The sequence below is a fragment of the Micromonospora sp. RTGN7 genome (genome assembly GCF_033804645.1).
In the GTDB taxonomy this organism is placed as follows: Bacteria; Actinomycetota; Actinomycetes; order Mycobacteriales; family Micromonosporaceae; genus Micromonospora.
On record NZ_JAPZLF010000021.1, the window covers coordinates 99,593 to 110,890 of the forward strand.

Sequence of the window (11,298 nt, forward strand, 5' to 3'; positions counted from 1 at the left end):
CACCCGCCCCGCGATCTTGCACTTGCGGCCTGCGTTTCGCGGCACATGCCCGGATTGCCCGGGCCCAAGGTGCAAGATCGCGTGGGGGTGGGGGTGGGGGTGGGGTGGGGAGTTAGGCGGGGACGCGGGCTACGGCGAAGACGGACTGGCCGAACGGGGGGCGGAACTTTTGTTCCGCCGCCTTGGTGGCGGGGAGGACGAGGGTGTCGTAGACCTTCACCATCGGGCCTTCCTTCGGCATCAGCCGGAAGACCTTGGTCGCCATGAAGTAGCCGATCAGGCCGAGCGCGTTCGCGTAGTGGATCTTCTCCACGGTCAGGCCGGCCTCGGTCATCGCGGCAGCCAGGGTCTTCTTCGTGTACCGGCGGACGTGGCCGGTGGCGATGTCGGCCGGGCCCATCGCGAACTGGAACGCCGGCACGATGATCACCACGTTTCCGCCCGGCCGGACCAGGTCGCGCATGCTGCTCAGCGCGCCCACGTGGTCGTCGATGTGCTCAAGCACGTTGTACGAGACGGCGGCGCTGTAGTCCCCGCGCTCGGAGTGCGGCAGCAGCATCTGCCGGACCTCGATGTTCGGCTCGTCGGCGAGCCGCTCCTTGAGGAGGATTAGCCGGTCCGGGTCGGCCTCGGTGGCGGTGAACCGGGGGAAGTGGGTCGCCCACTCCAGGGCGTAGTCGCCCAGCCCGCTGCCGATCTCGATCGGGTTGTCACCGAGGTGCGGGATGGCCAACTCGACGAACCACCTGCGGTGGTTGACCGCCGTCGCGAGGCCCTCGAGCACCTCGGACTGGACGCGCTGATCCCCAGTGATTTCTGCCATGCGTCGATTCCTCACGGTGTGACTCGACCTGTCCCGGGACCGACAGAGTGAACCATCCGAAGCGGACGGCGGGAAATCGGGGCACCGTGGTGGCCGAAAATGCGGTCGGGGGGTGGGCACGAGATCGGCGGTCGGCGAACCCGGCACATAGTACGGCAGTACCCCGAAACATGTCACGTCAGCGCCATATCATGACTACCCTATGAATTGCTATGACTACTCCTCAATCGGGCCGCTCCGGCGGTGAACCCGGGGGCGAGGCCGGTCCCCCCGAGGTGGCGGGCGTGCCCGACGAGCGGCAACCCGGCGGCACGGCGCTGCGGCGGGGGCGGTGGACGGACGTCTGCGCCGTGCTCAGCTTTGCGCTGATCGCGTTCTGGGTGACTCTTCGCCTCTGGGTGAACCCCTCGCACGGCGTTCGGGACAACCGGTCCGATCAGGCGCTATTCGAGTGGATGATGGCGCACGGCGCACGCGTGGTGACCGATTTCGTATATCCGTTCGGCTCGGACCGGATGAATGTGCCGGACAGCGTCAATCTGATGGCCAACACGTCCGTATTATCCATTTCGCTGCCAATGACGCCGGTCACCGTGCTGTTCGGGCCCCGTACCGCATTCCTGGTCTTTCTCACCGGCGGCATGATCGCCACCGCGACGGCCTGGTACTTCGTCCTTTCCCGGGTGCTGGTCGGCTCCCGGGGGCCGGCCTGGCTCGGGGCGGGGTTCTGCGCGTTCGCCCCGGCGATGGTCTCGCACGCCAACGCCCATCCCAACATCGTCAGCCAGTTCGTGGTGCCGCTGCTCGTCTGGCGCACCCTGCGGCTGCCCGACGGCGGCCGGTGGCTGCGCAACGGGCTGCTGCTCGGGCTGTTGGTCGTCTGGCAGGCCTTCATCAACCTGGAGATCCTGCTGATGACCGCGATCGGGCTCGGCGTGGTGATCGTCGCCCTGGCCCTGGGTCGGGCCGACGTGCGCCGCCAGGCCCGACCGTTCCTCGCCGGCCTCGCGGTCGCCGCCGTCCTCGCCGCCGTCCTGCTGGCGTACCCGCTGTATGTGCAGTTCTTCGGCCCGGGCGCGTACGAGGGGCTCTCCGAACTGATCCGCGGCTACCGCACCGACCTGGCCGCGTTCACCGAGTTCGGGCGGGAGTCGATCGCCGGCGACCCGGAGACCAACGCGAAGCTGGTGAAGAACCCCACCGAGGAGAACGGCTTCTTCGGTTGGCCGCTGGTCGTGCTGGTGGCTGCGCTGGTGTGGTGGCTGCGGCGCAGCCCGGTGGTGCTCGGCCTGACCGCGACCGGCCTGCTCTTCGCCGTGCTCTCCCTCGGTCGGGAGATCCAGTTCGAGGGCCGGTCCACCGGGATCGCCGGCCCCTGGGCGGCGCTGGAGAACCTGCCGATCCTGCACTCGGTGGTGCCCACCCGGTGGGCGCTCGCGACCGTCCCGGTGGTCGGGGTGCTGCTCGCCCTCGGCGCGGAACGGGCCCGCCGGCTCGCCCAGGAACATCCGGCCGCCCGCTCGCAGATCCGCTTCGCCACCGCCACGATGCTGATCATGGCGCTGCTCCCGGCGTTTCCCACCCCGCTGCCCTCGGCCCGCCTCGATCCCGTCCCCGAGTTCGTGACGTCGGGTGCCTGGCGGCCGTACGTGGCCGGCGGGCGCAGCGTGGTGACCCTGCCGCTGCCGGACACCGACTATCCCGACCCGCTGCGTTGGTCGGCGGCGACCGGGCTGGACCTGCCGCTGGCCCGGGGGTACTTCCTCGGGCCGGACACCCGGCCCGGTGCGCCGGAGGGGCGGATCGCCCTGTTCACCGCGCCGCCCCGTCCCACCAGCAGCTTCTTCGCCACGATCCGACGCACCGGTGAGGTGCCGCCGGTCACCGGGCCGGTCCGGATGTCGGCGCTGGAGGACCTGCGGTACTGGCGGGCCGGGGTGGTGGTGCTCGGCCCACACAAGCACGCCGACGCGCTGCGTCGGGGTATGACCGAACTGACCGGCATCCGCCCGACGTACACCGGCGGGGCCTGGATCTGGGACGTCCGTCCGTTAACTAACTGACGTATCCCCTTCGCCTCAGGCGGCGCGGAGGCAGCAGCCCTGGCAGACCTTCGGCCTGGGCAGGGTGAAGGCCAGGCAGCAGGTACGACGCTGGACCGTCGGAGCGCCGGACGGGCCGGGCACCAGCTCGACCAGGTCGGCCAGGTCGAGGGCGTCGAGCAGCGTCTCGACGTGCCGGACGGCGGGGCCGGGCAGCGCGTCGGCGGCCAGCAGCACGCCCTGCGCGATGCCCGAGGCGACGGAGCCGAGCAGCGTACGGGTGCCGATGCGGACCTCCGCCTGAATGGCGGCGGCCAACGGGGCGAGGTGGGCGTCGAGCAGCGACGCGCGGAGCGCGGCCAGCAGCGCCGCCTCGTCGGCGACGACCCGGACCTCGGAAAGCCCGGCCAGGGCGAGCGGGTCGCCGGGGAGCACCGCGATCGTGGTCGACCGGCGCAGTCCGAGAGTGACCAGCGGACGGTGATCCTCGAAGTGCAGGAGCACGTCGGCCGGGTCGAGCAGCGGCACCCGGCGGGCCGCCGCCCAGCCGAGCGCGGCCGGCAGGGCCGTCCAGTAGCTGTAGGCCTTCCAGGCCAGCGCGGCGCAGGCGTGCGGGGGGCCGCCCCAGCGCAGGCTGGCCGCGGCCAGCAGCTCGGGCAGCCGGCTGCCGTCGACCAGGGTGGTGGCCGGGGCCCAGTCGAAGCCGTCGTCGGTCACCACCAGGCCCGGCGCGAGGCCGGGCAGGTCGTCGGTGCCGAACATGGTGCGCAGGGTCGCGGTCACCGGGGCGAGCGGGGTCGTGGCCTCCCGCGTGGGCAGCACCGCAGTCACCCGATCCCCCTCAGCCGCCACTTCACCTTATGAGCTAAGGCTAGCCTAACTGTCGCCTCGCGGGTAGGGGAAGGGTCGATCGCTCCGGGCCGGGAGGCGGCCGTCACTCCGGCTGGGGCGAACCGGTCGTGAGGGCTCCCACGCAGGCGTTCTATCCGGTTGTGGGCGGGGGAAGCGCCGGACTGTTCGAGACGCACACCATTGACGCTCATGGCTGAATTGTCAAGGGGAATGTCGACAAGGTGGCACTTCTGTGCGCGGATGCGTACGGAACGTGAAACTAATACTTCCCAGCGTTGAGGAAGCCGATGACGACCTCCCCCCTCGAGCGGGCCGCCGAATCGTTCGCGGCCGAACTCGCCCGGCAGCGGACCGAGCGGGGGCTGTCCAAGAAGCAACTGGCGACGCTGATGGGCTTCGACCCGTCCTACGTCAGTCACGTCGAGGGGCGTCGGCACCGACCGACCGAGGACTTCGCCCGCCGGGCCGAGGCTGTCCTGGAGGCCAGCGGAGCGATCTGGCAGCGCTTCCGCGAGTACGACGAACTGCGGCACGGCCGGCTCACCCCGTCGCACCGGGAGCACTCCGCCCCCGGCCAGTGGATGCCCCCCGGCACCGGGCTGATCGTGGAACGCGAAGAAGCGATTCTCACCCACACCGACGCCGGCTACCGCTGCGTCATCCGCCGGGAGCTCTACAACGCCGGCACCGAGCCGGTCGCCCGCTACCTGCTCCGGGTCGCCGTCGACCGGTACCCCAACGACCCCGGCCGGTCGAACCGGCACCATCGGGAACACCCCCTCACCTTCGCCGAGCTGCAACTCCAGGCGTACCGGTACGACGGCGGCGAACCCGAGCCGATGCACTGGCGGGCCAAGCACGACCGAGACGCGTCCAAGGAGATCTGGCTGCTCTTCGAGAACGACGAGGGCCGGTTCCCGCTCTACCCCGGCGACCGGGTCACCATCGAGTACGCGTACCAGGTCGGCCAGGAGAAGTGGGGCCCCTGGTTCCAGCGGGCCGTACGTCTGCCGACCCGGCGCCTGTCGGTCCGGCTCGACCTGCCCACGGCGCTGGCCCCCCAGGTCTGGGGGGTGGAAACCTCGCTCTCGGCGGAGGAGGGGCCGCTGCGCCGCCCGATCATCCGGCAGGAGCTCGACGGCCGGGCGATCTTCGACTGGGCCACCGAGGATCCGCCGCTCAACGCCCGGTACCGGTTGCAGTGGCGATTCCGCAGCCGACCGCCGGAAACCGACCCGGGTGGCCCCGTCGGCGGTGGCCCGGCCCGCGCCAGTGACCGGATGCGTGGGCTCGGCATCGTCCAGCGCGGGGCGGACCTGCTGCGCCAGCCGAGCCGCCAGTTCGACCTGCCCACCGACGAGGCGACCGCCCGCGAGGTGGTCGACCAACTCTGCTCGGCCCTGGTCCGCCTCGACGAGCTGCACCCGTTCAGCAAGGGCGTCGGCATCGCCGCCCCCCAGCTCGGTGTCGCCTGGGCCGCGGCCGTGATGCGCCCGCCCGACCGGACGGCCGACCCCGTGGTCCTGCTCAACCCCCGGGTGGTCGAGTCGTCCCCGGATACCGATGAGCAGTACGAGGGCTGCCTCTCCTTCTTCGACCACCGCGGGCTCGTGCCCCGGCCGCTACGCATCGACGTCGAGCACGCCCAGTGGGACGGCAGCCGGATCATCACCTCGTTCGAGTTCGCCATGGCCCGCCTCGTGGCGCACGAGATCGACCACCTGGAGGGCCGGCTGTACGTCGACCGGATGACGCCCGGCGTCCCGCTGGTGCCGGTGGAGGAGTACCGCGAGACCGGTAACCCCTGGCGGTACTGAGACAGCAGGGGGGGGAGGACCGGGTCGCGTGCCCCAGGGGGCGGGGGCACGCGACCCGGTCCTTTTTCGGGGGGAGGAAAGCTTGCTGTGGGCGACCCGGGTCGTCCCGCGAGTGGGTGCTACAGCTCGCCGAAGGTGTCGTAGCGGATGTTCGGCGGCGGGACGTCATCCTCGGCGAGCGCCCGGAGGGTGGAGCGGACCATCCGGGCCGAACCCGACACGTAACAGTCGTGGGCGGTCCACGGGCCGTACCGGGCGATCACCTCGGCGATGTCGCCCTGCTCCCCGTCGAAGTCCGGGTCGTCGCTGCACGCCGGGGTGACCGAGAGCCACGGATGGGCGGCCACCAACTCCCGGAGCCCGGCCAACGCGTACAGGTCGTTGGCGTGCCGGGCACCGTAGAAGACGTGCACCCAGCGGGTCTGGTTCCCGCCGGTCAGCTCCTCGACCAGCGCCTTGACCGGTGCCAGCCCGACCCCGCCGGCGACGCAGAGGACGTCCCGCTCCGAGGAGCGGTCCAGGGTCATCGACCCCATCGGGGCGGCGACGCGGAGCAGGTCACCGGGCTTCGTACGGCGAACCAACACCCCGGACACCCAGCCCGCGCCCGCCGGCGTCTTGACGTGGAACTCCAGGACGTTGCCGTCGTTCGGGGCGTTCGCCACCGAATACGTCCGCCAGACCCGGGGCAGGTGCCGGGGCGCCTCGACGCTGACGTACTGGCCGGCCCGCCAGGGCAGCGGATACTGGAGGGCGCGGACGGTCAGCACGGCCGTGTCCGCGCCGTGCCGCTCGTGGGTCAGCACCTCGGCGTGCCAGAACGGCGGGTTTTCGTCTGCCGCCGCCCCGGCCAGCATCTTCGCGACGATCGCCGCGTACGCGTCCCGCCACGCCTGGTCGTACTCCAGGTTCCAGCTCCCCCCGGCGGTGCTGCGCAGCGCGTCCAGCAGGGCGACGCCCATGGTCCCGTAGTGCGTCGACTCGACGTGGTACTTCCGGTGGTCCCGGCCGAGGGAACGCAGGTACTCGTCGAAGCTCTCCGGGTCGTCCACCACCTGGGTCGCCGTGACGATCGCGTCCAGGATGCGGTCGCCCTGGCCGGTCATCTCCGCGGGGAAGAGCCGGCGCAGCGCGGGGTCGAGGAGGAAGAGCCGGGCGTAGAAGTGACCGCTCAACCGGTCCCGGTCCTCCTCCACCAGGGTCCAGCTCTCCTTCAGCAACCGCGCGACGTTCTCCACAGGCACTCCTCCTCCTGACGGCGGATCGGGCCCGCATAGAATGTCCACGGAGCGTGCATGCCGGTCGCACAGAATGTGCGATCTCCTCATGCCGGCTCGTCCGCCCGGGTCTGCCTCCACTTTGGCCCGCTTCTTTGACCCGTCCTCCGGCCCGTCCTCCGGCCCGCCGTCCGGCTCGTCGTCGGGTCGGGCACAGTGGTGCGGTGACCGTTGAGCTCACCCGCCCGATGCCGCGCCGGGTCCTTGGCACGGAGACGCTGCTGGTGCTCGGGCTCTCGCTCGGGCAGTCGGCGGTCTACGCGCTCGTGTCGATCATCGCGAAGCTGACCGCCGACGGGCCGCTGTCCAGGCAGACCGCCGCGTTGAACACCTCCCAGTCGGCCCGCCCCTGGCTCGACCTGACGTACCAGCTCCTCGGCATCGTCTTCGCGCTGCTGCCGGTGCTGCTGGCCGTACACCTGCTGGCGCGGGATCCCGGCGACCCCGTCCGTACCCTCGGGGTGGACCTGCGCCGGCCCGGCTCCGACCTGGCCCGGGGTGCGGGCCTCGCGGCGCTCATCGGCCTGCCCGGCCTGGCGCTGTTCTGGGCCGCCGCACAGCTCGGCGTCAACGCCACCCTGGTCCCGGCCGGCCTGCCGGACGTCTGGTGGGCGGTCCCGGTGCTGATCCTCGCCGCCGTGCAGAACGCGGTGCTGGAAGAGGTGATCGTGGTCGGCTACCTGGTCACCCGACTGCGCCAGCTCCAGTGGCGGCTCGGCGCGGTGATCGCGGCGAGCGCCGTCCTGCGCGGCTCCTACCACCTCTACCAGGGCTTCGGCGCCTTCCTCGGCAACGCCGTGATGGGCGTGGTCTTCTCCCTCTTCTACCTGCGTACGAAGCGGGTGATGCCGCTGATCGTCGCGCACACCCTGCTCGACGTGGTGGCCTTCGTCGGCTACGCGCTGCTACCGAAGGCGTGGTTCGGCTGGCTCTGACCGTCGCCCGCGCCGGACGGCCGCGGGATGCCGCATCCCGAGTCGATCAGCTCTCGGCTCGGCGATGTTCCCGCCGTCAGTGGGCGCGCGGCGGGCGGTAGGCGTTGACCGCGCGGGCGGCCAGCCGCTCGGCGGCAGCCGAGTCGCCCGTCGCGGCGGCCAGCACCGTCGCGCCCGGCACCAGCCGGGACGCCACCCGCAGCCCCAGCCATCCCCCGGCCTGCGCGGCCAGCGGGGCGGCCAACCGCCGGGCCGCGTCCGCCACCCGGGGCCACGGCTGCTCGTCCGGCCCGATCGCCGCCTGCGCCGCGCCCAGCGCAGCCCGGGCGCTCTCCGCGTCGGCGTGCACCCGGGTCAGCACCAGCAGTTCCACCGCCCGCTCCGGGTCGGCAGGATCCCGGCCGTACGCCGCTGCCAGGTGCAACACCAGGCTGGACTGCGCCCAGAGCACCACCGCCAGCTCCGCGACCGGTGCGAACAGGCCCGCGAGCGCCGCCGTCGCCCCGCCCGCCCCGGCCAACCGGACGAACCGCCGGGTCGCGAGCCGCGCCAGCCCGTCCGGCGTCGCGCCGGGGTAGGTGCTCCGGTGCCACGCGGCCCAGTCGTGGGCGCCCGGACCGAGCGCCCGCACCGCAGCCAGGGCGAGCAGTTCGGGAGCGAAGCCCGGATGGTCGAGCACCCGCAGAGCCGTCGCCCGCAGGCCTGCCCCGGGGGTACGCGGGGACGCCCCTGCCTGCGCTGTCTCCGCCCCGGTGGCAGCGGCCTTCGGGTCGGCGGGCTCCGGCGGGTTGGCCGCGCTCTGGCCCGACGTCTCCCCGGTAGCGGGTTCGGGGCCGGACGGCTCCGCCGCACCGACGGTTTCCGGATCGGGCGTCTTCGCGGCGGTGGTTGCCGGCTCAAGCGTCTTCGCGGCGGTGGTCTCCGGGTCGAGTGTTCCGGCTTCCGTGGGCGTTCCGCGTTCCGTGGCCTTCTTCGGTGTGGCGGTTCTTCTGGGCGGCTTCGCCGTCGGGGCACCCTCGGCCGGGGCCGTTCCGGCAGTCCCCGGGGCCGGGGTCGCCTTCCGGGCGGTTGCCTTCCGAGCGGTGGTCCTGCGGGCGGCTGGTGTCTCGGCGACCGAGCCGGTGACAGTGACGTCCGCCTCAGGGCCCCCGGCCGGCCCCGTCCCGGCCGCTCGGCCCGGGGTCCCGTCGGCGTTGGTGTGCGGCGGGTCACCTGCTCCGGCCGTGGCTCCGGCCGCCTCGGCCGCCTCGGTGGCGGTCGAGATCGACCGCTGCGCGGTGGATCTCGGGGACGGCAACGGAGACGCCGGCGACTCGGGGTCGGGCGGTCGGAAGAGCACGGTGGGAGCCGCCTTGGCCCGGCGCGGTCGGGGCATCGCGGCATCCGGAGCCGCCTCCTCGGCCGGGACCGGGGAGGGCTCGGCAGGCGTGGGCGGTGTGAAGGTCGCGCGTGGGGAACGGCGTCGGCGCGTGCCCTCACCAGGCGTGGGACGGGGCGGGTCGCTCGGCGGCTGCTCCTCCATATCGATGGAGCGTAGCCCTGATTTTGACTCCGCACAGAGGGAAGACGGCCCGGGCGGGGCGCGTCGTCGTCCCTGCCCTGGCCGTCCGCTCAGGCCTGGCCGGTCGCGCTCGGGTAGTCGCTTTGCTCCGGACGGGTGTGGGCCTGTATCCTCGGGCGCGGTGGTCTACGGGCCACCAGGGAGACTTCGCCTAGTCTGGTCTATGGCGCCGCACTGCTAATGCGGTTGGGGTCTTAAAGCCCCTCCCGGGTTCGAATCCCGGAGTCTCCGCGCAAGGCCGGGTGTGTAGACTGGTCGAGCAGCAAGCGCCCGTAGCTCAACGGATAGAGCATCTGACTACGGATCAGAAGGTTAGGGGTTCGAATCCCTTCGGGCGCACAAGATTAAGAGGGGCCTGACCTGCCGAAACGGCAGTCAGGCCCCTCTGCTTGTCCGTCCCTTGTGGTCGGTTGGGTGCTCGGTGGGTGCTCGTGCGACGAGCATCCCTCGCGTCCGGCCCGTCCGAGCGGGTTTTGATCATGGGCTGGTGTGCTGGCCCCATCGTCAACACCGCCTGTCCAGGAGGAGGGGGCAACTCCCCGTTGACGACGGAGAACGGACCTGTCGGCCATGAGCGATCTGACCGCTTACCTGGACATGCCTCTTGGTGTGCACGCGCCCACGGCGGCACGGCGCGCGGTGACCGCCGTCCTGCGCGGCTGGGGTTTCCGGGACGAGGAATGGCTTGAGGTGGCGGCGGTCGTCACCCGCGAGCTGGTCACCAATGCGGTGCGCTACGGCGGTGGCTGCGTCGAGTTCAGGATCGAGGCCCGCCAGGGGCGCGTGGTGCTGTCCGTCGCGGACACCTCACCAGCGCTGCCACGCCACCGCGACCCTGACGTCGACGAAGGACGCGGCATCACCCTGATCGAAGCCTCACCAACCCGATGGGGCGTCCACAACTACGACGACGGAAAGCAGGTATGGGTCGAGCTGACTCCCTGCCCCGGCGTCTCGGTCGACCAACCACGTAGCACCACCGGCCGCCATCATGAACACCACTCGACCCACCGGACGGGTTTGTGACCAGGCGAAGATGCGGCATGAGTTTCGTCCTGACCAGCGCGAGTCACCCGTTCAAGGGCGCGGTTGCCGCTGTCGGCCATCGGTAGGTGTGCTCTTGCCGGCGAGGGCGTTGAGGACTTGCCCCCAGCCGGGGATTCGGGCGGCGATGTTCTGGCCGGCTCGTCGTTTCTCGGTGACGACGAGGTAGAGGACTTTCATCGCGGCTTGCTCGGTGGTGAAGTGGCCTCGCCTGCGGGTGGCTTGTCGGAATCGGCTGTTCAACGACTCGATCATGTTGGTGGTGTTGATCAACTTGCGGATCTCCACGTCGAAGGCGAGGAACGGGGTGAACCGTTCCCAACTGGTCCGCCACAGGCGGATCACCGCTGGATACTTGGTGCCCCAAGTTTCGGTGAACTCCTCGAAGCGCATGCTCGCCGCGTCGATCGTCGAGGCGGTGTAGATACCGCGTAGAGCGGTGGTGATCGCTTGCCAGTCGCGGCGGTTGCTGTAACGCAGGCTGTTGCGCACCAGATGCACGACGCAGGTTTGGTGAGTGGCCAGGGGCCACGCGGACTCGATGGCTTCCGGGAGGCCTTTGAGCCCATCGGAAAAGATGATAAGGACATCGGCGACACCGCGGTTACGCAGCTCGTTCAGGTAGACCAGCCACTGCTTGGCGCCTTCCCCGCCGGTCCCGATCCACATCCCGAGGACGTCGCGGTGGCCGTCCAGGCCGATACCGACCACGACGTAGACCGGCCGGTTAGCGACCTGCCCATCCCGCACCTTGATGACGATCGCGTCGATGAACACGACCGCGTACACCCGGTCCAAGGGCCGGTTACGCCAGCTGTTCAGGTCCTCGACAACCACATCGGTGACCTTGCTAATCAACTCACGGGACACGTCGGCGCCGTAGACCTCGGCCAGATGCGACTGGATTTCTCCGGTGGTCAAACCCTTGGCATACAACGACAGGATCA

9 protein-coding genes and 2 tRNA genes are annotated in these 11,298 nt (G+C 71.1%); 6 read left to right on the forward strand and 5 right to left on the reverse strand.

The window, feature by feature from the left end; genetic code table 11:
• Positions 1–112 precede the first annotated feature (112 nt).
• Positions 113–823: a class I SAM-dependent methyltransferase gene (locus SNR22_RS24730; protein WP_320069038.1), complete on the reverse strand. Its 711-nt coding sequence runs from the start codon at positions 821–823 to the stop codon at positions 113–115.
• 212 nt (positions 824–1,035) lie between these two features.
• Here SNR22_RS24730 and SNR22_RS24735 point away from each other — a divergent pair, with 212 nt between their 5' ends.
• Positions 1,036–2,886, forward strand: coding sequence for a hypothetical protein (locus SNR22_RS24735; RefSeq protein WP_413775698.1), 1,851 nt, complete (start codon positions 1,036–1,038; stop codon positions 2,884–2,886).
• Between the two features lie 15 nt (positions 2,887–2,901).
• Here the strand turns inward: SNR22_RS24735 and SNR22_RS24740 are convergent, their stop codons facing one another.
• The gene (locus SNR22_RS24740) at positions 2,902–3,684 is read right to left on the reverse strand and encodes an IucA/IucC family C-terminal-domain containing protein (RefSeq protein WP_320069059.1); all 783 of its coding nucleotides are present in this window, start codon (positions 3,682–3,684) and stop codon (positions 2,902–2,904) included.
• 320 nt (positions 3,685–4,004) lie between these two features.
• Between SNR22_RS24740 and SNR22_RS24745 the strand changes: the two genes are divergently transcribed.
• Positions 4,005–5,534 (forward strand): peptide deformylase, encoded by a 1,530-nt coding sequence (locus tag SNR22_RS24745; protein WP_320069040.1) that lies wholly within the window; start codon positions 4,005–4,007, stop codon positions 5,532–5,534.
• Between the two features lie 119 nt (positions 5,535–5,653).
• Here SNR22_RS24745 and SNR22_RS24750 read toward each other — a convergent pair whose 3' ends face one another.
• The gene (locus SNR22_RS24750; protein ID WP_320069041.1) at positions 5,654–6,772 is read right to left on the reverse strand and encodes a globin domain-containing protein; all 1,119 of its coding nucleotides are present in this window, start codon (positions 6,770–6,772) and stop codon (positions 5,654–5,656) included.
• A 203-nt stretch (positions 6,773–6,975) separates the two neighbouring features.
• On the opposite strand from SNR22_RS24750, the gene SNR22_RS24755 reads away from it, so the two are divergent.
• A complete protein-coding gene (locus SNR22_RS24755) occupies positions 6,976–7,746 on the forward strand; it encodes a CPBP family intramembrane glutamic endopeptidase (protein ID WP_320069042.1) in 771 nt (256 codons plus the stop codon).
• Between the two features lie 76 nt (positions 7,747–7,822).
• Here the strand turns inward: SNR22_RS24755 and SNR22_RS24760 are convergent, their stop codons facing one another.
• Entirely contained in the window at positions 7,823–9,121 is a 1,299-nt protein-coding gene (locus tag SNR22_RS24760; RefSeq protein ID WP_320069043.1) for a hypothetical protein, read from the reverse strand.
• A 326-nt stretch (positions 9,122–9,447) separates the two neighbouring features.
• Between SNR22_RS24760 and SNR22_RS24765 the strand changes: the two genes are divergently transcribed.
• The 3 genes from SNR22_RS24765 (at position 9,448) to SNR22_RS24775 (ending at position 10,333) form a co-directional block, all read left to right on the forward strand.
• Positions 9,448–9,538: transfer RNA gene (locus tag SNR22_RS24765), tRNA-Ser, on the forward strand.
• Positions 9,539–9,573: 35 nt separating this feature from the next.
• A tRNA-Arg gene (locus SNR22_RS24770) sits at positions 9,574–9,646 on the forward strand.
• A 231-nt stretch (positions 9,647–9,877) separates the two neighbouring features.
• Positions 9,878–10,333, forward strand: a complete 456-nt coding sequence (locus SNR22_RS24775; protein WP_320069044.1) for an ATP-binding protein — start codon at positions 9,878–9,880, stop codon at positions 10,331–10,333.
• Between the two features lie 51 nt (positions 10,334–10,384).
• On the opposite strand, the gene SNR22_RS24780 is transcribed toward SNR22_RS24775, so the two are convergent.
• On the reverse strand, positions 10,385–11,298 hold a 914-nt coding region (locus SNR22_RS24780), incomplete at its 5' end, for an IS256 family transposase (RefSeq protein WP_320069045.1).